The following is a 23,931-nucleotide window of genomic DNA, read 5'->3' as shown; positions in this document are numbered from 1 at the left end:
TTATCCATGATCGACGCCATTATTGTTCCGGTCTGCGCCAGGCGGCGCCAAATTAGATCCTTTGGCGCCCAGGCGCCAGCCTGTTCGTGCGGCATGCTGGCCATGCTGTTCCGCCGGTTACGCGCCGTAGCGCGTAGTGGCCTGTTCCGTCACTCCACCAGCAAGGCATCAACGCGCTGGAAGCCGCGCGGTAGTTTGTTGCCGCGCCGCCCACGTTCACCCTTGTAGTGCTCGAGGTCGTCCGCCTTGAGCGACAGGGTACGCTTGCCAGCCTGCAGCACCAGCGTCGCGCCCACCGGCAATACCGCCAGATCGGTCAGGTATTCTTCGCGACTGGCAACCCGCTCGCCGGGAATGCCGATGATCTTGTTGCCCTTGCCCTTGCCCAGCTGCGGCAGATCGCGCACAGGGAACAGCAACAGCCGGCCCTCGGTGGTGACTGCCGCCAGCCAGTCTTCTTCGCGATTGGCCAGCGGCTTGGGCGCCACCACCTGCGCACCGGCAGGGAGGCTGAGCAACGTCTTGCCGGCCTTGTTCTTGGCCTGCAGGTCCTCGCCCTTGACCACGAAACCATACCCGGCGTCCGAGGCGATCACATAAAGTGCGTTGTCGTCCGGCAGTAGTACGCACTCGAATGTCGCCCCCGGCGGCGGCTGCAAACGGCCGGTCAGCGGTTCGCCCTGGCCGCGCGCGGACGGCAGCGAATGGGCCGCCAGCGAATAGCTGCGTCCGGTCGAATCGATAAATACCGCGTACTGGTTCGAGCGCCCAGGCGCTGCGGCCTTGAAGCCGTCGCCGGCTTTGTAGGAGAGCCCGGTCGCGTCGATGTCGTGGCCCTTGCCGCAGCGCACCCAGCCTTTCTCGGAAATCACCACGGTCACAGGCTCGGTCGGCAGCAGCTCGGTTTCCGACAGCGCGCGCGCTTCGGAGCGGGCGACGATGGGCGAGCGACGGTCGTCGCCGTAGGTTTGCGCGTCCTTGAGAATTTCGTCGCGCACCAGCTTTTTCAGCTTGGCTTCGCTGCCGAGCAGCGCCTGCAACTTGGCCCGCTCCTTGGCCAGTTCGTCCTGCTCGCCGCGAATCTGCATTTCTTCCAGCCGCGCCAGCTGACGCAGACGGGTTTCCAGAATGTACTCGGCCTGGATATCGGTCAGTCCGAAGCGTGCCATCAGCACCGGCTTGGGCTGGTCTTCGGTGCGGATGATATGGATCACTTCATCCAGGTTAAGGAAGGCGATCAAACGGCCTTCCAGCAAGTGCAGGCGATGTTCGACCTTGTCCAGGCGGAACTGCAGACGCTTGCGCACGGTGCCGATGCGATATTCCAGCCACTCGCGCAGCAGCTGACGCAGGTTCTTCACCTGGGGTTTGCCGTCGAGGCCGATGACGTTGGTGTTGACCCGGTAACTCGACTCCAGCTCGGTGGTGGCAAACAGGTGCTGCATCAGTTCATCGGCATCGACCCGATTGGAGCGCGGGATGATCACGATGCGGCATGGGTGCTCATGGTCGGATTCGTCGCGCAGGTCGGCGACCATCGGCAGCTTCTTGGCCTGCATCTGCCCGGCGATCTGCTCCAGGACCTTGGCGCCGGACACCTGGTGCGGCAGCGCGGTGACGACGATGTCGCCATCTTCGATGCGATACACCGCACGCATGCGCAGCGAGCCGCGGCCGGTTTCGTAGATTTTCAACAGGTCGGCACGCGGCGTGACGATTTCCGCCTCGGTCGGATAATCCGGGCCCAGCACGTGCTCGCACAGCTGCTCGACCGTCGCATCGGGCTGATCGAGTAGGCGGATGCAGGCGGCAGCCACCTCGCGCAGGTTATGCGGCGGCACATCGGTGGCCATGCCCACGGCGATGCCGGTCGTGCCATTCAGCAGCAGGTTGGGCAGGCGCGCCGGCAGGGTCGCCGGCTCGTTGAGGGTGCCGTCAAAGTTCGGCACCCAGTTCACCGTGCCCTGGCCGAGCTCGGAGAGCAGCACTTCGGAGTAACGCGACAGCCGCGCCTCGGTGTAGCGCATCGCGGCGAAGGATTTCGGGTCGTCCGGCGCACCCCAGTTGCCCTGGCCATCGACCAGGGTGTAGCGGTAGCTGAACGGTTGCGCCATCAGCACCATGGCTTCGTAGCACGCGCTATCGCCATGGGGGTGAAACTTGCCGAGCACGTCGCCCACGGTGCGCGCGGACTTCTTGTGCTTGGAATCGGCATCCAGGCCCAGTTCGCTCATGGCATAGATGATGCGCCGCTGCACCGGTTTCAAGCCGTCGCCGATATGCGGCAGGGCGCGGTCCATGATCACGTACATCGAGTAATTGAGATAAGCCTGCTCGGTAAAATCGGCAAGGGATCGGCGTTCGACGCCGTCCAGGCTCAAATCGAGGGGTTCGCTCATGCGTGCCTCATTGCAGGGTTGATTGGCGCAGCATCAGGGTGCCGCCGCGCTGGGTAAATTCGAGTTGTTTCAAGGCGCTCATGCCCAGCAGAACCTCGTCGCCGCCCATGCCGGGTGCGATCAGCGCTGCGACGTCGGTCAGCAGAATGTCGCCCAGCCGCAGGTTCTCAAGCCGAGTGCGGTGCGCCGTGGCGCGACCGTTGGCGGTACTGATGACAACTGGCGCTCCCGCCTGCAGCCCCAGGCGTTCGGCGACTTCGGTCGGTACCGCCACCTGGGTGGCACCCGTGTCGAGAAGAAAGGTCACCGGTTCGCCGTTGATCTGCCCGTCCGCCATGTAGTGGCCCTGGCGACTGCTCAGCAGGTGCACCTCGACATAATCGCTGCCATGGACCGACTGCGGATCGCGATTGGGATTGCGCTGGCCTTCTTCCCACTCGCCAAAGAAGTGGGTAGCCAGCAGCAAGCCTGCCCCCCAGGCCAGCACCAGCATGACCCGCCCGGCACGCTGCCCGGCAGTCTGGGTACTCACCGTGCGCTCTCCCAGCCGCCCTTAGGCGCGGCGAAGCGCCAGACCACCGGGCGCTGCTCGCCATCGGCGCGGCGCATGCCGCCATTGTCGACGCCGATCCATGCGCCGTCCTGATCGATCGACAAGGCTTCGGCCGTGCCGTAGTCAGCCGGGTAACTCCGCTCCTGGGTCAAGCCTTCCGCAGCGAACGACCAGCAGCGCTCGACCGCGCCGGTGCTTGGCGTGCGCCGGCAGATGCGGTATGCCTGGCGTTCAAGGGTAAACAGCTTGTCGTTGTGAAACGCCAGGCCGGAAAAATCCACGGGCGCCAGATGTCCACCGAGCTGGCTCGGCGATGCCTCGCTGCCGCCCTCGTTGAGCAATACGCAGCCACCGGTGCAACGCAGGGACGAACGCTGCTTGTGCAGCACCAGCAAGCCGCGCCGTTGTGCCTCCGCCGCCAGCCACAGGCGCTGCCCGGCGGGGTCGATGGCAACACCTTCGATCAGTGCGTTGAAATGCAGCAGCATGCCGCTGGCGCGCCCCTGCCGCAGCAGGCCGTCGGGCAACGCCAACCATTGCGGGTCGCCGGCGACAGGCACCAGCAGAACCGCCGCATAAGCCTCGCTGACCAGGTAGCGATTGCCCAGGGCGTCGCACGCCAGGCCTTCGAAATCGATTTCGCCGCCACGCACCGCGCCGACGACCCAGTTGCGCATGCGCAGCCCCCAGGGCAGCAGGGTCGGTGGCGACACCGGCGCGACGAAGGTCTCGGCTTCGGCCTGCCAGACGGATGCATGGGCATCCAAGCGGTAGATCCGGTCATCGTCGCGGTCAGACACCGCCCAGAGCGCATCGCCGCACCAGGCCAGACCCGACAGGTTGCCGCCATGCATGCCCTCGACCGGGTGCTCGCTGAGCATTTCTAGCTCAACCAGTGGGCTGGTATCGGCCAGGGCGGGGACCGCCGCCAGACACACTGCGGCGAGCAGCGCCCGCATCAGAGCAGTACCTCGGCCAGGTTGCCCTTGGACTCCAGCCAGGACTTGCGGTCGCCAGCGCGCTTCTTGTTCAGCAGCATATCCATCATTTCCTGGGTGCCGGTGAAGTCCTCGAGCGTCAGCTGCACCAGCCGGCGGGTATTGGGATCCATGGTGGTTTCGCGCAGCTGCGGCGGGTTCATCTCGCCGAGGCCCTTGAAGCGAGTGACCTGAGGCTTGCCGCGGCGCTTCTCGGCTACCAGGCGGTCGAGGATGCCATCGCGCTCGGCTTCGTCCAGGGCGTAGAAAATATCCTTGCCGAGGTCGATGCGGTAAAGCGGCGGCATGGCCACATACACGTGGCCGGCATCCACCAGCGGGCGGAAATGCCGGACGAACAATGCGCAAAGCAAGGTGGCGATGTGCAGGCCATCGGAGTCGGCGTCGGCAAGGATGCAGATCTTGCCGTAACGCAGCTGCGCCAGGTCGTTGGAGCCCGGATCGATGCCGATGGCCACGGCGATGTCGTGGACTTCTTGGGAGGCCAGCACTTCGCCGACGTCCACTTCCCAGGTGTTCAGAATCTTGCCGCGCAACGGCATGATCGCCTGGAATTCCTTGTCGCGCGCCTGCTTGGCCGAACCGCCGGCGGAGTCACCCTCGACCAGGAACAGCTCGGAGCGCATGGGGTCCTGGCCGGCGCAATCGGCCAGTTTGCCGGGCAGCGCCGGACCCTGGGTGATGCGTTTGCGCTCGACCTTCTTGCCAGCCTTGAGGCGGCGGTTGGCATTGCTGATCGCCAGTTCGGCGAGTTGCTGACCGAGTTCGGGATGGGCATTGAGCCACAGGCTGAACGCATCCTTGACCACGCCAGAGACGAATGCCGAGGCCTCGCGTGACGACAGGCGTTCCTTGGTCTGCCCGGAGAACTGCGCGTCCTGCATCTTCATCGACAGGACGAAGGCGATGCGCTCCCAGATATCTTCCGGGGCCAGCTTCACCCCGCGCGGCAGCAGGCTGCGGAACTCACAGAACTCGCGCATGGCGTCGAGCAAGCCCTGGCGCAGGCCGTTGACGTGGGTGCCGCCCTGGGCCGTGGGAATAAGGTTGACGTAGCTTTCCTGCACCGCGTCGCCGCCTTCAGGCAGCCACAGCAGCGCCCAATCGACCGCTTCCTTGTTGCCGGCCAGACTGCCGCAGAAGGGCTCAGTGGGTAGCCGTTCGAATTCGCTGACCGCATCCACCAGGTAGGAACGCAGGCCGTCTTCATACAGCCACTCGACTCTCTCGCCGCTGGCCTTGTCCTCGAAACTGACCGCAAGACCTGGGCACAGCACGGCCTTGGCCTTGAGCACATGCTTGAGACGGCTGACGGAGAACTTGAAGGAGTCGAAATACTTGGCGTCCGGCCAGAAATGCACACTGGTACCGGTGTTGCGCTTGCCCACCGTGCCGACCACCGCCAGGTCGCTGGCCTTGTAGCCATCGGCGAAGCTCATCTGGTACTCGTTGCCATCGCGCTTGACGGTGACGATCACGCGGTTCGACAGCGCGTTGACCACCGAGATGCCCACGCCATGCAGGCCGCCGGAGAACTGGTAGTTCTTGTTGCTGAACTTGCCACCGGCGTGCAGCTTGGTGAGGATCAGCTCGACCCCGGGCACGCCCTCTTCCGGGTGAATGTCCACCGGCATGCCGCGACCGTCGTCGAGGACCTCTAAAGAGTTGTCCTCATGCAGGATCACCTGGATCGACTTGGCATGGCCGGCCAGGGCTTCGTCGACGCTGTTGTCGATGACTTCCTGGGCCAGGTGGTTGGGCCGGCTGGTGTCGGTGTACATGCCCGGGCGCTTGCGCACCGGGTCCAGGCCGGAAAGGACTTCGATGGCGTCTGCGTTGTAGGCGTTCTGCTGGGCCATGGGTCTCTTGATCTTCTTCAGTTAAACAAAGGCTGCGGAGCGTCGCGGCGAGTATCGCCACAACCATCGGCAAACTAGCAGTCGGTAAAGTCGCTGTCGCGCCACACATGGGCCGGTATGCCGGCAAACGCGAACAGCATCGGCAAGCGCTCGGCGAACCCCTGAAAACCATGGTCGCCACCGGCCTGGATACGCAGCGCGCAACCGCGGTAATACGCCTGGGCATGGCGGTAATCGAGGGTTTCGTCAGCGGTTTGCAGCCACACCTGATAACGCGCAGGGTCCTGCGGCGGCGGCACGTCCAGCTCGGCCAGAGCCGCCACATGATCGGCGGTCAGCTCCCAGGTTTCGTTGTTGTAGTAGTTCTGCTGCGGACCGAGAAAGCCATCGAACAGCAGGTGCGGACGCACTGCGGGATTGATCAGCAGCGCAGCCAGACCATGCCGCTCGGCCAGGTAGGTCGCATAGTAGCCGCCCAGGGAACTGCCGACCAGCACAGGCCTTCCCAGCTCGACGATCAGGCTTTCCAGCTGAGCGATGGCCTGGCGCGGGTGGTGATGCAGCGCGGGCACGCGCAACCGTTCGGCCAGCCCGATGCGCTCGGCGGCACGCGTCAGCTGGCTGGCTTTCAGCGATGCGGGCGAGCTATTGAGGCCGTGGATATAGAGGATAGATGCAGTCATGGGGCGGGAGGCTACTAGGACAGAGCGGCACGCCGCAAGCGACACGCGGTGGTGATGCAGGGAGTCGCGCTGGCACGGCCCGCGTCAATAGCCTTTGACGCTGTAATCGACTTCGAAGGTGATGCCGGTAACCCGCGAAACGCCAGTGTCCAGACGCCCGTCGGCAAACAGGCGCAACCAGCGATACCCGGGCGCGCTGCTGTCGACCTGGAATTCCTCGCTACCGGGGGCGAACTGCACACAGGTCGAGGGCGACGCGAGCAGGCGCACGCCGTTGCGCTGCTGGTCGAGCTCCTGGTGAACGTGCCCCCACAGGACCGCCTTCACCTGGCTGAAGCGCTCCAGCACGGCGAACAGCGCATCAGGGTTGCGCAGGCCGATAGGCTCCATCCAGCGGCAGCCGATGGAAATCGGATGGTGATGCAGGCAGACCAGATGATGCCGCTCGGGCGCTTCGCTGAGCGCACGTTCGAGCAGTGCTAACTGGCTATCGGCGAGAAAACCGGGCACGGCCCCGGAGATCGACGAGTCGAGCAGAATGATGCGCCAGTTGCCGAGGTCAATGACCGGCTCGAGCAGATCACTGCCCGCGCACGCCGCCTGCATCGCCGGGACTTCGTCGTGGTTGCCGGGAAACCAGCGCGCAGGAGCCGGGATTGCCGCGGTCATCTGGCGAAAACGCTGGTAGGAGGCTTCGCTGCCATCCTGGGAGAGATCGCCACTGGCGAGCATCAGGTCGACCTGGGGCTGCTCCTCCAGTACACGTTCGATCACCCGCTGCAGGCTGTCCTGGGTATCCATGCCCAGCAGTCTGCCCGCCGCTTCGGCAAACAGATGGCTGTCGGACAACTGCACAAGCAGTACCGAGGAATCAGCAGTGGGCGTGGGCGAGCTCGGCAAGGCCGTCTCCTTGAGTGTAATGGGGTGAATTATGGTGGCTGGCACAGCTCAGGGTAAACCCGCGAAGCGGGCCTGGGTCACAGAAAACCAGGCATAACGCTGCAGCGGGCTAGTTTATTGCGTCCGGGCAGTTCAGCGCACCAACTCCATCTCATGGCCACAGGCTAGACAATGGCTGAGCCATTCGCCGAGAAACAGATTAAGTTGGGTCTTTTCATCCGGCTGATGCATGTCGGCGTTCGGATACGGATAGATCCCACGGAATCGCCGGGCGCTTTGCGCACCAATCACTTCTGCCATGCGCGCGTCGTGATACACCCGCACTTCCAGCTGCGGCACCGGCAACCAGGGCAGGCTGTGTTCCTGGCGCACCTGCAGCGTCGAGGTGTAGGGACAGGTTTCCAGCACTTCCAGCGCCAGCACGCCCAGCAACTGCTCGCCCTGGCTCATAGCGACGCGCCGCGACTGCACATGTGCCGGCGGCTGCTCGCGCATCGCCGGCAGCAGTTGCATCAAGCGCGCGTAGTTGGCCTCACAAGCGGCTTGCAGCTCGACCAGGTCAACCCGGTAGCGCTCGCGCAGCAAGGTCACGACCACAGTCCCCGCACTTCAGTGCGGTTCAACGCCAGCCATTGCAGGGCGATGATGCTGGCCGCGTTTTCGATGCGGCCGTCCTTGACCGCGCTCAGTGCATCCTCCAGCGGCCAGACGTGCACGCGGATGTCCTCGCCCTCCTCCGCGAGGCCGTGCACACCGCCAGCGCCTTCGCTGTCGCACCGTCCCACATACAGGTGCACGCGCTCGTCGGAGCCACCTGGCGATGGGTAGTACTGGGTGATCGGCCACAACGAGGTCAGCGTGAGATTGGCCTCTTCGATCGCCTCGCGCAGCGCGACTTCTTCCGGCTGCTCGTCCTTATCGATCAAGCCAGCTACCAGCTCGATCAGCCATGGATTTTCACTCTTGACCATGGCGCCCACCCGAAACTGCTCGATCAGCACCACCGTATCGCGCTGCGGATCATAGGGCAGTACGCACACCGCATCGTGGCGCACGAACAGCTCCCGGCTGAGCACCGGCCCCATTCCCCCCGCAAACTGCCGGTGACGCAAATGCAGGCGATCGAGCTTGTAGAAGCCGCTGAAACAGACTTCCCGCTCGAGTATTTCAACATCGTCCCGCTGCATAACGATCCCCTTTTCAACATGAACGGGCCCGAAGGCCCGTCCTGATTTACCGCATTATCGCCACACTGCATGACGTGGCAAAGACGCCATCACACCTTGTGGTAGAGCTGCGCACCCTGGGCCTTGAACTCTTCGGCCTTGGCTTGCATGCCCTCTTCGACATCCAGATCGAGGGCGGCGATCCGTTGCTCTTCAGCATAGACCCGAACTTCCTGGGTAATCTTCATCGAGCAGAACTTAGGCCCGCACATCGAGCAAAAGTGCGCCACTTTTGCCGAATCCTTGGGCAGCGTTTCGTCGTGATAGCTGCGTGCGGTATCCGGATCGAGGCCGAGGTTGAACTGGTCTTCCCAGCGAAACTCGAAGCGCGCCTTGGACAGTGCGTTGTCGCGAATCTGCGCGCCTGGATGCCCTTTGGCAAGGTCGGCCGCATGGGCGGCGATCTTGTAGGTGATGATGCCGGTCTTCACATCATCCTTGTTCGGCAGGCCCAGGTGCTCCTTGGGCGTAACGTAACAGAGCATGGCGCAACCGAACCAGCCGATCATCGCCGCGCCGATGCCGCTGGTGATGTGATCGTAGCCTGGGGCGATGTCGGTGGTCAGTGGGCCGAGGGTGTAGAACGGCGCCTCGTCGCAGCATTCCAGCTGCTTATCCATGTTCTCCTTGATCAGCTGCATCGGCACATGGCCTGGGCCTTCGATCATGGTTTGCACGTCGTGCTTCCAGGCGATCTTGGTCAGCTCGCCGAGGGTTTCCAGCTCGCCGAACTGCGCTTCGTCGTTGGCGTCGGCAATCGAGCCCGGACGCAGGCCATCGCCCAGCGAGAAGCTGACGTCGTAGGCCTTCATGATCTCGCAGATGTCTTCGAAATGGGTGTAGAGGAAGTTCTCTTTATGGTGCGCCAGGCACCACTTGGCCATGATCGAACCACCGCGCGAAACGATGCCGGTAACCCGCTTGGCGGTCATCGGCACATAGCGCAGCAATACGCCGGCGTGGATGGTGAAGTAGTCCACGCCTTGCTCGGCCTGCTCGATCAGGGTGTCGCGGAACAGCTCCCAGGTCAGTTCTTCGGCTGCGCCGCCGACTTTTTCCAGAGCCTGGTAAATCGGCACGGTGCCGATCGGCACGGGCGAATTGCGGATGATCCACTCGCGGGTTTCGTGAATGTGCTTGCCGGTCGACAGGTCCATGACCGTGTCCGAACCCCAGCGAATACCCCAGGTGAGCTTGGCTACTTCTTCTTCAATCGAAGAACCCAGCGCCGAGTTGCCGATATTGCCGTTGATCTTCACCAGGAAGTTACGGCCGATGATCATCGGTTCCAGCTCGGTGTGGTTGATATTGGCCGGGATGATCGCGCGGCCGCGAGCAATCTCTTCACGAACGAATTCGGGGGTGATGATCTTCGGCACGCTGGCGCCGAAGCTGTGGCCGGCATGCTGCTGGTCGAGCAAGCCGGCGGAGCGCGCCACTTCCAGCTTCATGTTCTCGCGGAGGGCGACGTATTCCATCTCGGCGGTGATGATGCCTTTGCGCGCGTAGTGCATCTGGCTGACGTTGGCCCCCGCCTTGGCGCGGCGCGGGTTGTTGACGTGAGCGAAGCGCAGCTTGGTCAGCTCGGCATCGGCGAGGCGCTGTTGGCCGAAGTTGGAACTCAGGCCAGGCAGGCGCTCGGTGTCGCCACGCGCTTCGATCCACGGCGAGCGCACATCGGCCAGGCCCTTGCGCACGTCGATGGTCACATTCGGATCGGTGTAAGGCCCGGACGTGTCGTAGACCACCACCGGCGCGTTGATCTCGCCGCCAAAGTCAGTAGGCGTGACGTCCAGGCTGATTTCCCGCATCGGCACCAGAATGTCCGGGCGCGAGCCCTGTACATAGACTTTCTGCGAACGCGGGAAAGGTTGGATCGACTGCTGGTCGACCTGGGCGGACTCACTCAGGATCGGGTTCAGATTTTGTTGTTGTGTGCTCATCGGCGGCTCTCCAGGGCTGAATGTCGGAGCGAACCTGGGATGGATGAGCGGCGTGAGGCGCACCAGGGGCGGTGCCAGAGGCTCGCCGGAGGAAGGGCGAGCACATCTTGTTCCCTACGCAGGCCTTAACCTGATCAGGTTCAACGGGATCCGGCAGCTGCCAATCTCAGCCCCGCAATTGGGGCACCCCGACAAGAACGCGGCCAGTCTAATCAACCGGCAGCGATAAAACCAACCGGCGAGTCAAAAAACACTGACCCACACGTCGGATAATGACGCATCTAGTGACGCCCGCTGCGCGCGAGCGTAAATTGAGCGCGCGCTCACATGGCCTGTTGCAAATATTTCAAGGCGACACCGGGCGCTGCTTGACCCTCTCGGCGGCGAACCTTAGCCTTGCCGATTACCGCCAAACTCAGGACTGCCCGACATGCTGCGCAAAATCCCGCTGACCCTTGCCGTGGCTTACGCCTGCGCCGGACTGGCCTGGGCCGAACAAGCCCCACCACCGACCAAGACGGACCTTGTGACCGTGTACCAGGAAGCGGCCAACAACAATGCCGATCTGGCCGCAGCCCGCGCTGATTACCAGGCGCGTCGCGAAGTGGTGCCGCAGGCTCGTTCGGGCCTGCTGCCCAACCTGTCGGCCGGTGCCAGCCTGAACGACACGCGCACCGAGATCGACTCGCCAGCATTCAGCACCTCGCGCAGCGGCACGGTGTACCAGGCCAACCTCAGCCAGCCGCTGTTCCGTGCGGACCGCTGGTTCCAGCTGCAAGCCGCCGAAGCGGTGAGCGAGCAGGCTGCGCTGGAGCTGTCGGCGACCGAGCAGGATTTGATTCTGCAAAGTGCCGATGCCTACTTTTCGGTGCTGCGCGCGCAGGACAACATGGCCTCAACCAAGGCTGAGGAGGCGGCGTTCAAGCGCCAGCTCGATCAGGCCAACGAGCGCTTCGATGTCGGCCTGTCGGACAAGACCGACGTGCTTGAAGCTCAGGCTGGTTTCGACACCGCCCGCGCCAACCGGATCATCGCGGAGCGCGAGGTCGAGGATGCGTTTCAGGCGCTCATCACCCTGACCAACCGCGACTACAACTCGATCGAAGGCATCCAGCACACACTGCCGATCCTCGCGCCGACGCCGAACGATGCGAAAGCCTGGGTCGATACCGCTGCCGCACAGAACCTCAATCTGCAGGCCAGCAACTACGCGGTCGAAGCCGCCGAAGAAACCCTGCGTCAGCGCAAGGCCGGCCACGCGCCGACCCTCGATGCGGTCGCCAGCTATCAAAAGGGTGACAACGACAGCCTCGGCTTCACCAACTCCGGCGTCGCCGGCAGCCCGCGTTACAGCGGCGACGCCGAACAGCGCACCATCGGCCTGCAGTTGAATATCCCGCTGTACAGCGGCGGACTGACCAGCTCTCAGGTACGCGAGGCGTATCAGCGCCTGAGCCAGAACGAGCAGCTGCGCGAAAGCCTGCGCCGTCAGGTGGTGCAGAACACTCGCAACCTGCACCGCGCAGTGAACACCGACGTGGAAACCGTACAGGCGCGCAAGCAGTCGATCATCTCCAACCAAAGCGCGCTGGAAGCAACGGAAATCGGCTACCAGGTCGGTACTCGCAACATCGTCGACGTGCTGGACGCGCAGCGCCAGCTGTACAGCTCGGTGCGCAACTACAACAACGCCCGTTACGACTACATCCTCAACAACCTGCGCCTGAAGCAGGCGGCCGGCACCCTCAGCCCCGCCGACCTTGAGGCACTGGGCAACTTCCTCAAGCCGGACTACGACCCGGACAAGGACTTTCTGCCGCCGGATCTGGCTAAGGCCGCCGAGGCGCAGTTGCGGGGCAATCCCGAATACTGAGCCATCAGCCTGGGAGAGGACGAAGCCGGGAGCCTCGTCCCACTCCCGGGTATCGCTGCGCTCAACCCGAGCTACGTTTGGGCGACAAAAGCTCGTAGCCTGAGTTGAGCGCAGCGATACCCAGGAAAATGCGTGAGGGCTGACGCGATACCCAACGCTACGGAGATGCATCAAGCAGGGATCACTGGGGCCAATCGGGCGGATTCTCTCTGAGCCATTGCCATCGATCTGCGCGCGATTGCAGTTTCAAAGGGAATGACCGGCCCTCTCCGATTGACCGCCCGTCAACAATCGCTCTAGCCCCGCCAGCAGGCGCGCAAGAGCGCCCTGATTGGCCTGCATCACCGCCAAACCGGCCGCACGCATGCGTTCTACTGTCGCCGGTTCACGCCAGAGCCGATCGACGCATTGCGCCAGGCTCAGGGCATCGGCGACTTCCAGCAAAGCACCGGCCTCACGCAGCTGCGCGGCGATATCAAGAAAATTGAACAGGTGCGGACCGCTCAGCACCGGCTTACCGAGGGCCGCCGGCTCCAGCAGGTTGTGGCCGCCGCTCGCTATCAGGCTGCCGCCGACAAATGCGCAGTCCGCCAGGGCGTAGAGCAGCATCAGCTCGCCCATGGTATCGCCGAGCAGCACCTGATCGCTGGCGAGCAGCGGCTCGCCCTTGGAGCGCCGACGCGTGGTGAAGTCCGCCTGGCAAAGCTCGAACACCGCGGCGAAACGTTCGGGGTGACGCGGCACCAGAATCAGCAGCGCGTCGGGCCATTGCTTGAGCAGCTCACGGTGGGCCGCCAGCACGACTTCGTCTTCGCCAGCATGGGTACTGGCGGCAATCCAAGTCGGGCGCTGCGTTGCCCCCCACTGCCCGCGCAACGCCTCAGCGCGGCTTATCAGAGACGGCTCGATGATCAGGTCGAACTTGATCGATCCCGTGACCTCGACGCAGCCGCTACGCGCGCCCAGGTGACGAAAGCGCTCGGCCTCAGCCGGCGTCTGTACGGCGATCAGGTCCAACTCGGCGAGCATTGGCGCGGTCAGCCCGCCGAAGCGCCCATAACCGCGGGCCGAGCGCTCGGACAGCCGAGCATTGGCCAGGGCAATCGGAATGCCACGCCGGGTACATTGATGGATGTGGTTGGGCCAGAGTTCGGTTTCCATGATGACCGCAAGCACTGGCTGGGCCTGCTTGAGGAAGCGCGCCGCCGCCCAGGGCAAATCGTAGGGCAGGTAGCAGTGCTGCACCCGGCCACGGTATTCGGCGCCCGCAAAAATCGCCTGAATCCGCTCCGAGCCGGTCGGCGTCATGCAGGTAAGGGTAATCGGCAACGCCGGGTAGCGCCGCAGCAGCTCGCGAACCAGGGGCGCGGCGGCAATGCTTTCACCCACTGAAACGGCGTGTATCCAGATACCGCCCGGCTGCAGCGCTGGCAGGCCAAGGGCAAAGCGCTCGCCGATGCGTTTCGCGTAGGCTGGCGCTCGCCAGGCACGCCAGGCCAGACGCCCGGCAATCAGTGGCAGGCCGAGGTGGAACAACAGCGTGTAGAGGGCTCTATTCATGGGCGCGCAGCTTAGCAGAGAGGGTCGTCGCGATCAGCCGATGGCCTGCAGATGATCGGCAAAGCACTCGGCCAGCCACAGCGCCGCCGGACCGAGCGCCTCGTCACGCCGGCAGACCAGCTCGACTACCAGCGGTGGCGGCGTCCAGTCGCTGCGCAGTTCGACCAGCTGGCTCTGATAGGTCGGGTACTGCACAACGTGACGCGGCAGCCAAGCCCAGCCCAGGTTGCGCATCAGCAGTTCGGCCATCGCGTAAAAGCTGTCGGTGCGCCAGACCGACGGGCTGATCTGCTCGCCGCCCGGGTATTGCGGGGTCATCAGCAATTGCCGATGACGCGCCAGTTCACGGCGGTCGACATGGGCCGCCTGCGCCAGGGCATGCCCGGCGCCGCAGACCGTGACCATCTCGACGCTGCCCAAGCGCTGGCGTTCCAGCGCCTCGGGCATCTGCTCGTGGTGAAACAACAGGCCGAGGTCGGCACGGCGCTCCAGCAGCTTGCGCGCAACATCGCCCTGGGCGCCGCTGGCCAGCTGCACCTCCAACAATGGGAAGGCCTGCGCCAGTGCTTCAAGGCTGTCCAGTACCGGTTGATAGGGCATGGCTTCATCCTGCGCCAGCCGCAGGCGCACCTCCTCACCCCGAACCAATCCCAGCGCGCGGCCCTCCAGCCGCTCGCACTGACGCAAAACTTCCCGCGCCTCTTCCAGCAGCGAGGCACCCGCTTCGGTCAGACGCGGCTGACGACCGCTGCTGCGCTCGAACAGCAGCACGCCAAGGTCCGCCTCCAGCAACGCAATCGCGGTGCTGACAGCGGATTGCACACGGTTCATCCGCCGCGCTACCGCAGAAAAGGACTGTCCCTCCGCGACCCCGACAAACAGCCGGATTTGTTCAAGGTTCCACTGCACAGCCCATCTCCCCTTCAGATAGGTAACAACTTTATCCCATCACGTTAATGCCTAGACTAGCTGCTTACCACGCCAGGAGAATCACCATGACCGGCTATATCTATCTCGCCATCGCCATCACCGCCGAAGTCATCGCGACCACTTCGATGAAAGCCCTGGATGGTCTGAGCAAGCCGATCCCGTTGCTGCTGGTGGTGGTCGGCTACGGAATTTCCTTCTGGATGCTCAGCCTGGTGGTCAAGACCATCCCTGTCGGGATTGCCTATGCGGTCTGGGCGGGGCTTGGCATCGTGCTGGTGAGCATCGCTGCGGTGTTCCTCTATCAGCAGCGCCTGGACCTGCCGGCCATACTCGGTATGGGCCTGATCGTCAGCGGCGTGGCGGTGATCCAACTGTTCTCGCACAGCACCGGGCACTGAGCCGACAAGGCGCGCTCGGCACAGCGGGTTATACTGCGCGCCAGTTTTCGCAACGAGGCGCGTACATGTCCCAGGCTCTGAGCACTGATGTTCTGATCGTCGGCGGCGGTGTTGCCGGCCTTTGGCTAAATGCGCGCCTGCGCCGCCAGGGCTTCGCCACGCTGCTGCTGGAAAGGGCCAGCCTGGGTGGCGGGCAGAGCGTGAAGTCCCAGGGTATCATCCATGGCGGCGCTAAATATGCGCTGCACGGCGCGCTGACCGGCGCCTCGGAAGCCATCGCCGATATGCCGCGACGCTGGCGCGAGGCGCTAGCAGGCAACGGCGAAGTGGATCTGGCTGGCGTGCGCCTGCTTTCCGATGCGCATTATCTGTGGTCACCAGGGAGCCTGGCCGGCAACATCACCAGCTTCTTCGCCAGCAAGGCGGTGCGCGGCCGGGTCGACCAGGTAAAAGGCGAGCAATTGCCGTCCGCGCTGCAACACCCGCAGTTCAGGGGCAAGGTCTACCGCCTCGCCGAGCTGGTGCTCGATGTGCCTAGCCTGATCAAGCGACTGGCCGAATTGAGTGCCGATGGGTTGCTCGCAGCCAGCAGCATCGAACCCCTGCGCGAGCATGATGAGCTGGTCGGCCTGGTCGTCGATGGCCGGGAGATTCGCGCGCAGCGCATCGTCTTGAGCGCCGGCCAGGGCAATGCGCAACTGCTCGCGACCCTGGGTCTGCAGCAACCGGCGCAGCAGCAGCGGCCGCTGCACATGGTGCTGGTCAAGGGCCCTATGCTTAAGCCGCTGTATGCCCACTGCCTGGGCGCCGGCCCCAAGCCGCGAGTGACAGTCACCACCCATCCAGCGGGCGACGGTGAGTGGGTATGGTACCTGGGCGGCGACCTGGCCGAAGCCGACGGCGTTGCGCGTGACGAGGCGGCGCAAATCAAGGCCGCCCAGAAGGAAATGGCCGACCTGCTGCCCTGGGTGGATCTGACCGCCGCACACTGGTCCACCTTGCGCGTGGAACGGGCCGAGCCGGCACAATCCGGCCTGGTGCGCCCTGACAACGCCTTTCTCGTCGACCAGGGCAGCTTGCTGGTTGGCTGGCCGACCAAGCTGGCGTTGGCACCGGATTTCGCCGACCGCGTGCTCGCCGCGCTGGATCGCGATGGCATTCAACCGCGCAGCTATCCGCCATTACCACCGCTACCGCAGCCGCCTCTGGCCACTGCAGCCTGGGAGGACATGCGCTGATGCACAGCCTGCACAACCTTTATCGCCCGCTCGGCAGTACCGACCTGCTGGTTTCTCCGCTGGGCCTGGGTACCGTCAAGATCGGCCGCGATCAAGGGGTGAAATACCCCAACGGCTTCAGCATTCCCGATGACGCGACCGTGCGCCGGCTGCTTTCCCAGGCCCATGACCTGGGCATCAACCTGATTGACACCGCGCCGGCCTATGGCACCAGCGAAACCCGGCTCGGCTCCTTGCTACGCGGCCAACGCCCGCAGTGGGTGATCGTCAGCAAGGTCGGTGAAGAGTTCGACAACGGCCACTCGCACTTCGACTACTCGGCCGCGCACACGCGTTTTTCCGTCGAGCGCAGCCTCAAGCGCCTGGAGACCGACTACATCGACCTGCTGCTGGTGCATTCGGACGGCAACGATGTCGCCATCCTGCGCGATTGCGGTGTCTACGAAACCCTGGCCGAGCTTAAGCGTGAAGGCAAAATCCGCGGCTTCGGGCTTTCCGGCAAGACCGTTGAAGGCGGACTGCTGGCGCTCGAGCAGGGCGACTGCGCGATGGTCACCTACAACCTTAACGAACAAGGCGAAATACCGGTGCTGGACTACGCCGAGCAGCACGGCAAAGGCATTCTGATCAAGAAGGCCCTCGCCAGCGGCCATGCCTGCCTGAGCGCCGGTGAAGACCCCGTACGTGCCAGCTTCGAGCTGATTTTTGCCCACCCCGCCGTCGGCAGCGCGATCATCGGCACCATCAACCCGGACCATCTGGCCCACAACGTCGCCACCGCGGCGGCTGTAATTCAGGATATTGCCTGACCATTCGCCAAGCGTTTGAGTGTGCCAAGCTCCTGTTCCGCCGCCAGGCGCTCAACACGATAGGAGGCGAGATGCCGCGTACCTTGAGCCGCAAAGACCCAAACAGCTTCAAAACGCTGCAGCTGTCTGTTACTGCGGGCGTCGACGGGCTCAGTTATCAGAGCCTGGGTATGCCACTCAACTTTGCCCAGATGCTCGACCGGCGTAAGCCCGTGAGCATTGCCGATAGCGAGCGCTTTAGCGTCGACCTGGCCAATCTGGGCGTATCGGTACGCCTGACACTCAACTGGCAGGGCCGTGACTACTGGGTGCTGGTTCGGCAACGCCGAGCCGACCGTGGTGATGTCGTGCTCAAACTGATTTCGGGCTATGTGCCTGCCCACGAGCTCAATCTGCCGCTGCTCACCGCGATTCAGGAAGTCGCGGAAGAATGCCTGCTCGAAACCCCCGAAGGCTGGCTGAGCGGTCGTTTTGGCGACACCTGGCTGCCAACGCCATACCAGCACAGCCTGCGCTATCGGGAAACGGCGCACTTTCGCCTGAGCCCGCTCTCCGGTGCCGCGCGACCGGTGCAGTGCGGCAACCTGACATTGCTGGAACGCCCACGCGCTTACGTGCACACGCCCACGGCATCGCTGCAACTGATCTACGACTTGCAGCTGCAGCTGCCGAAAGACATCAAGCAGCTCAGCCTGCTGCATGTTGATGAGTGCCTGAAAGAAGGCCAGCTGATCGCCCGCCTCAACCGCACCCGCCCAGACCTGTACCTGATCCCCCTGGAGCACGGCAAGCCAACCGCGGAGCTGCTGAGCCTGAACAAAGGCCAGTTGATCCGCGCCAACACCCGCGGCCTTTGGCTGGCGGAAAGCTTCGCACCACAAGACGGCTGGCTGGTACGCGACGAGCGAATAAGCTGGAAGACATGGCTGGGGCAGCAGAACCTGGTGCAGCCGCTAACGAGTGCCAGCTAGACCAGCCTCCAGTCTCACTGCGCAGCGCTATCGATAACCGCTGGCGCAAAGATGGTTTTCAGCATTGGCACTAGAAGCCTGTTGCCGACTTCGTTCAGATGATCGTCGTCGTAATACAGCGCAGTACCGTCTTTGCTGCCATAACAGCGCTCGTCATCGCACAGGTAGGGCAGCGGATCGAGAATGCGCGCACCGCACTTTTCACGGGCCTCATCCTGCACGCTCCAGACAAACGCGTGGCGCGCGTGGTACGCCTCGCGGGTAATGAATACCTCACGCGGCGACCCACGAAGCAGCGAGCGCCCCATGGCCAGGGGTACGTTTATGCCCATCTCGGGTATTGGCCGCATCAGGTAAAGCGGCCTCTCCGCCGCCAAGCTGCAGGCTGTTTTCAAGTATTGCGCACGGAATTCCTGAAGAAATTCCGGTGTTGTCTCAGCATATTTTTTCGAGAAGTAGACCCCTGGCGTTCCAAGCGGCACGCCCTCTTCAGGATCATGACCACCCCATAGATGAAATGACGTGCGATCAATGAGGACCATGGGCATGCCCGGATACAGGGTTTGATGGTCCGCCTCCAGCCAATCAACCAGTTGCAGGCAGCCGGTGCGCTCCTCATCGACTTTCTTCGCACCGAACACCATGAGGCAGCCGGGCATTCCCCGGAAATAGACACCCGCCTGTTCCGATGGAAGACTGGCCTCAAGGGCCGTCACGACGGTATCGGCATGACTGTCGCCCAGAACCACGACCTGCACATCCTCACCGCCGTAGATGCAAGGCTCCCCCGAATCAAGGCACTCGGCTTGTCGCGGATTTCTGTTCTCTCGTTGCGCTTCAAACGTGGCAACCTCCGCTGGCAGACGATCCGGGATGCCCGTCTTGCGAATCAGCTGCGCCGCGATTGCAACCAACAGCAAACATGCAACGAGCGCCAACGCTTCGCGCCTGGGTCGCCAAGCCCGCGACTGCTTGCGTAACGGCGTTTCGATCAGCACATACGAAAAGTGCCCCAGCACAACGCTAAGCGCGATACCCGCGACTACCCATTGGACCTGTGACAGCAACTCCAGATTGGCCAGACCAACGACCAGCGGCCAATGCCACAGATAGATGGAATAGGATCGACTGCCCAGCCACTGGGCTGCTGCCGTTCCTGTCCAGTGGCTATGCTCGCGCGCCGCCAGCAGAACCAGGCAGGTGCCGCTTATCGGCATGAGCGCGAGCCAGCCCGGCCAAAGGCTCTGCGCATCGACCCATAGAAACGTGGCGACGATCAGGATGAAGCCAAGCCACTCGCAGTACCGTGCAGCAAGCGCGGACAACCGAACGCGCTGGCTGAGCAAAAAGATCAGACCACCTGCAGCCATCTCCCATGCACGGGCCTGGAGCTGATAGAACGCCATGTCCCGGTTGTCGAGCGTCCAGACGATGCACACCACGAGTGACGCGACAAAAACCGCGGCCAACGCGAGAAGCGCTTTACGCCTACCCGGGAAGAACTTCCACACCAGCAGCAACAGCACCGGTAGAAGCATGTAAAACTGCCACTCCACAGAAAGCGACCAGGTGTGCAGCAGCCATTTTTCGTGAGACGCCGAGTCGAAGTAACCCGACTCCTTGAAGTAACGCACATTGGAAATAAACAGCAGACTGTCGCGCACATGCCGGCCGAGTTGCTGGTACTCGTCGAGCATCAGCAAGAACCACCCGGCGATCAGAACGGCCACGCAAACGGCAATCAGCGCGGGGAAAATCCTGCGAGCTCTCGCGAGATAGAACCCGCCCAGGGAGAAGCGCTCCCCCTCAAGACCCAGGATGACGATTGCGGTCATCAGGTAGCCAGAGATCACGAAGAACACGTCGACTCCGGCGAAGCCTCCGCTGATGCCGGGGATAGCAAAGTGGTAGAGCACAACCGCGAGTACGGCCCAGGCCCTCAGACCGTTGATGTCTTTGCGAAAGCCCTTATTCACGCTGCGGCCTCGCCGAGGGCAAACCTACAGCGTTGGGAAATGCCAGCCCCGCGTGGCATGAATCGCGCAGGGTCGAACCCAAGAACGTAAGCGTTCCGGTTTCTTGCCACCGGGACCGACAGGAACTCAGCCGCAGGCATGGCGACTCTGGCCGAGGCCGGGGCAGCAGCCGTCACAAGAAATTGAAAAATTGCTTGAGCCCCGACTGGAAGTCGGTCAGGGGCAGAGCAGCGATAACTACCAGTCTCCAGCCTGCGCGCCATGGTTTAAGCGTCGGAGCGGTTGCGGATTTTCTCGACTATCGCCGTTGTGGAGCTGTTCTCCACCAGGCCCAGCACGCGGACCTCGCCGCCGTAGGCCGTGACGATGTCAGCACCGACGACCTGGTCGATGCCATAGTCGCCGCCCTTGACCAGCACGTCCGGCTTCACTTCACGCAACAGATTTTCCGGGGTGTCTTCACTGAAGCTGACCACCCAGTCCACCGCACCGAGGCCGGCCAGCACCGCCATCCGCCGATCAACTGAATTGATCGGCCGGCCTGGGCCCTTCAGGCGACTGACCGATGCATCGTCGTTGACCGCAAGCACCAGCCGATCCCCCTGAGCACGGGCCTGCTCCAGGTATGTCACATGGCCGGCATGGAGGATGTCGAAACAACCATTGGTGAACACGATTTTCTCGCCGTGGGCGCGGGCATCGTCAATCGCGACCAGCAACTGGTCAAGACTCAGCACGCCCCGCTCGGAGCCCGCCTCACGCTGGATGGCGCGCCGCAACTCGGGCGCGCTGATGGCTGCAGTACCCAGTTTGCCGACCACGATACCCGCAGCGAGGTTGGCCAGTGCCACCGCCTGAGGCAGTTCCTCGCCGGCCGCTAGGCTCGCCGCCAGGGTAGAAATCACCGTGTCGCCCGCGCCGGTGACATCGAACACCTCGCGCGCTCGAGCCGGCAGGTGCAGCGGTGGGCATTGCGGACGCAACAGGGTCATTCCGTGTTCGCCGCGGGTCACCAGCAATGCGCCCAGGTCCAACTCGCTCATCAGCGCGGCGCCCTTGGCAACCAGTTCGGCCTCGTCATGGCAAGGCCCGACAATGGTCTCGAACTCATGCAGGTTGGGCGTTATCAGGCTAGCGCCACGGTAAATTGAAAAATCCTTGCCTTTGGGGTCCGCCAACACGGCAATGCCCTTGCTGCACGCCAACTGCACCAGCGCCTGGTGATTTTTCAGCGCGCCCTTGCCGTAGTCGGACAGGACCAACACCTTGATGCCGACAAGCTGGGCTTCGACGCTGGTAGCCAGGGCATTTGCGTCGGTATTGAAGGGCTCTTCGAAATCCATGCGCAGAAGTTGCTGGTGACGACTCATCACCCGCAACTTGACGATGGTCGGCTGGTTTTCAATGCGCTGGAAATGGGTGCGGACGCCGGCCGCCTGCAGGCTATTACCCAGGCTATCGGCAGCCTCATCCACGCCCGTAACGCCAACCAGCACGACTGGTGCGCCAAGCGCGGCAATGTTCAGCGCCACGTTCGCTGCGCCGCCGGGACGGTCCTCGATCTGCTCGACCTTGACCACGGGCACGGGCGCTTCCGGGGAAATTCTAGAAGTGCCGCCATGCCAATAGCGATCAAGCATCACGTCGCCCACAACGAGAACGGCGGCCTGGTTGAAATGGGGCATGGTCAACTTCATAAGTACTCCGCTGCGGCAAGTTCGCCGCAATTCATAAACGTAACGCCGAAAATGAGAGGCTCAATGGTCGAGCGAATGTTCAGGCGTGGCCCGTCAATCTTCGAGTGCCTGAGAAGACTGGCCAGCCTCGACGAAGTCTCTCTCATGCAGACGCGCGTAATAGCCATTCAGCGCCAGCAGTTGCGCATGGGTTCCGCGCTCAACTATTCGTCCCTTATCCATCACCAGGATCAGATCCGATTTCTCAATTGTGCTCAGACGATGAGCGATCACCAAAGTGGTGCGACCTTTCATCACCTCGTCCAGTGCCGCTTGAATATGCCGTTCGGACTCGGTGTCCAGCGCTGAAGTGGCCTCATCGAGAATCAGCAACGGGGCATTCTTGAGCAACGCCCTGGCGATCGCCAGCCGCTGCCTCTGCCCGCCGGAAAGCAGCACGCCATTTTCGCCAACCAAGGTCTCGTAGCCCTGGGGCATCTGCTCGATAAATTCGGCGGCGTAGGCAGACTCGGACGCGCCGCGTATATCTTCAATCGGTGCGCCAGCAAGATCGCCATAGGCGATGTTGTTCGCCACCGTGTCGTTGAATAGCGTGACGTGCTGAGTGACCAGTGCGATGTGCCTGCGCAAGTTGCGTAATTTGTAGGCTTGCACATCCACGCCATCAAGCAGGATCTGCCCCTGGTCATGCTGGTAAAAACGCGGAATCAAATTGGCCAGGGTGGACTTGCCGGAGCCGGAGCGACCCACAAGAGCCACCATCTGTCCCGGCTCAGCAACGAAGCTGATGTCGTCCAGCACGGGCTTCTCGCTGCCTTCATATTGGAAGCTGAGATTGACCACTTCGAGACGTCCCTGGACGCGCTCACACTCGACAGTACCGGTATCGGTTTCCGGCGCCTCATCAAGCTGCTCGAAGATGCTTTCAGCACCGGCCAGGCCCTTCTGGATGGTTGAGCTGACCTCGGAAAGTTGCCGAATGGGCTTGGGCAGAAGGCCCGCAAGGGTGATGTAGGCGACCAGATCACCTGCTGAAGCATCGCCACGCAGCAACAGAACCAAGAACATCAACACGGCCATAGCGCTGTAGATGACAAGCTGCAAACTTGGCGTATAAACGGCGCTGGTCTTCACCATTTTCAACTGCTTCTGGCGGTTCTCTGTGCTTGCATTGCCGAAGCGCTGCTGTTCATAACCCTCACCACCGAAGCTGCGAACCACCCTGTAACCATGAATGGTTTCAGAAGCCACATGCGTGACATCGCCCATCGCAAGCTGGATTTTCTTGCTCTGCTTACGAAATTTTTTGCTGGCACTCGTCACCATCAAGCCAATGATGGGCAATATAGCGACCATGACCAGGGTCAATTTCCAGTTCATCCACAACAGCGTGGCGAATAGGAAAATGACCGTCATGCCTTCGCGCACAACCACCTTGATCGCATCCGTGGCGGCACCGGTTACCATGGTCACGTTGTAGGCGATTCGTGAAATTAAATGGCCGGAGTTGTGGTTGTCGAAGTAGCGATTGGGCAACGTCAACAGGTTGTTGAACAGGGTCACCCGGATATCATGCACCAGCCCGAGCGATACCTTGGCGAGAAAGTAATTTCCGAGAAACGAGCCAATGCCTTGGAGCAAGGCGATCAGCACGATAAGCATCGGAACCGCCTGCAGCAACTTCAATTGCCCAAGCCACGAAACGTCTTTCAGATAGGGGACGCTGGCAAAAAAGCTGGCATCGGGGTTGTTCAAGCCGTCGACAAAGAACTTGAGCATGTAGCCGAGCATCGGCTGAGTGGACGCAAAAATGAGGAAACCCAAAATGCTGACAGCAAACAGCCCCCAGTACGGCACGACATAGCGCAGCAACCGCAAATACACTTTGAAACTGGATTGCTGGGTAGAATTGGCCATT

The 23,931-nt window shown here is 62.7% G+C and carries 19 protein-coding genes and 1 riboswitch; of the genes, 5 read left to right on the top strand and 14 right to left on the bottom strand.

Annotated features, from left to right (window positions below; genetic code table 11):
• Positions 1-149 precede the first annotated feature (149 nt).
• From parC to thiC, 9 genes are all read right to left on the bottom strand, one after another.
• Positions 150-2,399: a DNA topoisomerase IV subunit A gene (gene parC, locus ACX0MV_RS03585; protein WP_458981123.1), complete on the bottom strand. Its 2,250-nt coding sequence runs from the start codon at positions 2,397-2,399 to the stop codon at positions 150-152.
• Between the two features lie 7 nt (positions 2,400-2,406).
• Positions 2,407-2,931, bottom strand: coding sequence for a retropepsin-like aspartic protease family protein (locus tag ACX0MV_RS03580; RefSeq protein ID WP_458981122.1), 525 nt, complete (start codon positions 2,929-2,931; stop codon positions 2,407-2,409).
• Entirely contained in the window at positions 2,928-3,911 is a 984-nt protein-coding gene (locus ACX0MV_RS03575) for an esterase-like activity of phytase family protein (RefSeq protein ID WP_458981121.1), read from the bottom strand. Before ACX0MV_RS03575 ends, ACX0MV_RS03580 begins: the two co-directional genes overlap by 4 nt.
• Complete coding sequence (gene parE / locus ACX0MV_RS03570) at positions 3,911-5,809, bottom strand: DNA topoisomerase IV subunit B (protein ID WP_458981120.1); 1,899 nt, start codon at positions 5,807-5,809, stop codon at positions 3,911-3,913. The genes ACX0MV_RS03575 and parE overlap by 1 nt, the downstream gene beginning before the upstream one ends.
• Before the next feature lie 74 nt (positions 5,810-5,883).
• Positions 5,884-6,492 (bottom strand): YqiA/YcfP family alpha/beta fold hydrolase, encoded by a 609-nt coding sequence (locus tag ACX0MV_RS03565; RefSeq protein ID WP_458981119.1) that lies wholly within the window; start codon positions 6,490-6,492, stop codon positions 5,884-5,886.
• A gap of 84 nt (positions 6,493-6,576) precedes the next feature.
• Positions 6,577-7,392, bottom strand: coding sequence for a 3',5'-cyclic-AMP phosphodiesterase (cpdA, locus tag ACX0MV_RS03560; RefSeq protein WP_458981118.1), 816 nt, complete (start codon positions 7,390-7,392; stop codon positions 6,577-6,579).
• Between the two features lie 132 nt (positions 7,393-7,524).
• A complete protein-coding gene (locus tag ACX0MV_RS03555; protein WP_458981117.1) occupies positions 7,525-7,989 on the bottom strand; it encodes a DUF1249 domain-containing protein in 465 nt (154 codons plus the stop codon).
• Positions 7,980-8,579, bottom strand: a complete 600-nt coding sequence (locus ACX0MV_RS03550; protein WP_458981116.1) for an NUDIX domain-containing protein — start codon at positions 8,577-8,579, stop codon at positions 7,980-7,982. The genes ACX0MV_RS03555 and ACX0MV_RS03550 overlap by 10 nt, the downstream gene beginning before the upstream one ends.
• Before the next feature lie 89 nt (positions 8,580-8,668).
• Complete coding sequence (gene thiC / locus ACX0MV_RS03545; protein WP_458981115.1) at positions 8,669-10,561, bottom strand: phosphomethylpyrimidine synthase ThiC; 1,893 nt, start codon at positions 10,559-10,561, stop codon at positions 8,669-8,671.
• Positions 10,562-10,655: 94 nt separating this feature from the next.
• Positions 10,656-10,762, bottom strand: a riboswitch (TPP riboswitch).
• 229 nt (positions 10,763-10,991) lie between these two features.
• Here thiC and ACX0MV_RS03540 point away from each other — a divergent pair.
• Complete coding sequence (locus ACX0MV_RS03540) at positions 10,992-12,434, top strand: TolC family outer membrane protein (protein ID WP_458981114.1); 1,443 nt, start codon at positions 10,992-10,994, stop codon at positions 12,432-12,434.
• Between the two features lie 246 nt (positions 12,435-12,680).
• On the opposite strand, the gene waaA is transcribed toward ACX0MV_RS03540, so the two are convergent.
• Positions 12,681-13,994 carry a lipid IV(A) 3-deoxy-D-manno-octulosonic acid transferase gene (waaA, locus tag ACX0MV_RS03535; RefSeq protein WP_458981113.1) on the bottom strand — a complete coding sequence of 438 codons (1,314 nt, stop codon included), beginning with the start codon at positions 13,992-13,994 and terminating at the stop codon, positions 12,681-12,683.
• A gap of 33 nt (positions 13,995-14,027) precedes the next feature.
• Positions 14,028-14,903 (bottom strand): LysR family transcriptional regulator, encoded by an 876-nt coding sequence (locus ACX0MV_RS03530; RefSeq protein WP_458981112.1) that lies wholly within the window; start codon positions 14,901-14,903, stop codon positions 14,028-14,030.
• Positions 14,904-14,989: 86 nt separating this feature from the next.
• On the opposite strand from ACX0MV_RS03530, the gene ACX0MV_RS03525 reads away from it, so the two are divergent.
• The 4 genes from ACX0MV_RS03525 (at position 14,990) to ACX0MV_RS03510 (ending at position 18,340) form a co-directional block, all read left to right on the top strand.
• Entirely contained in the window at positions 14,990-15,322 is a 333-nt protein-coding gene (locus ACX0MV_RS03525) for a DMT family transporter (protein WP_458981111.1), read from the top strand.
• Between the two features lie 65 nt (positions 15,323-15,387).
• The gene (locus ACX0MV_RS03520; RefSeq protein ID WP_458981110.1) at positions 15,388-16,560 is read left to right on the top strand and encodes an NAD(P)/FAD-dependent oxidoreductase; all 1,173 of its coding nucleotides are present in this window, start codon (positions 15,388-15,390) and stop codon (positions 16,558-16,560) included.
• The gene (locus ACX0MV_RS03515) at positions 16,560-17,369 is read left to right on the top strand and encodes an aldo/keto reductase (protein WP_458981109.1); all 810 of its coding nucleotides are present in this window, start codon (positions 16,560-16,562) and stop codon (positions 17,367-17,369) included. The genes ACX0MV_RS03520 and ACX0MV_RS03515 overlap by 1 nt, the downstream gene beginning before the upstream one ends.
• A gap of 71 nt (positions 17,370-17,440) precedes the next feature.
• Positions 17,441-18,340, top strand: coding sequence for a metal ABC transporter ATPase (locus tag ACX0MV_RS03510; protein ID WP_458981108.1), 900 nt, complete (start codon positions 17,441-17,443; stop codon positions 18,338-18,340).
• 14 nt (positions 18,341-18,354) lie between these two features.
• Here the strand turns inward: ACX0MV_RS03510 and ACX0MV_RS03505 are convergent, their stop codons facing one another.
• From ACX0MV_RS03505 to msbA, 3 genes are all read right to left on the bottom strand, one after another.
• A complete protein-coding gene (locus ACX0MV_RS03505) occupies positions 18,355-20,316 on the bottom strand; it encodes an acyltransferase family protein (protein WP_458981107.1) in 1,962 nt (653 codons plus the stop codon).
• A 266-nt stretch (positions 20,317-20,582) separates the two neighbouring features.
• Positions 20,583-22,013 (bottom strand): bifunctional D-glycero-beta-D-manno-heptose-7-phosphate kinase/D-glycero-beta-D-manno-heptose 1-phosphate adenylyltransferase HldE, encoded by a 1,431-nt coding sequence (gene hldE / locus ACX0MV_RS03500; RefSeq protein ID WP_458981106.1) that lies wholly within the window; start codon positions 22,011-22,013, stop codon positions 20,583-20,585.
• Between the two features lie 93 nt (positions 22,014-22,106).
• Positions 22,107-23,930 carry a lipid A export permease/ATP-binding protein MsbA gene (msbA, locus tag ACX0MV_RS03495; RefSeq protein WP_458981105.1) on the bottom strand — a complete coding sequence of 608 codons (1,824 nt, stop codon included), beginning with the start codon at positions 23,928-23,930 and terminating at the stop codon, positions 22,107-22,109.
• Position 23,931 lies beyond the last annotated feature (1 nt).

This window comes from Pseudomonas cistanchae (genome assembly GCF_054483635.1).
Note: the sequence above shows the minus strand (reverse complement) of the source record. Positions and strands in the feature narration are given on the sequence as shown.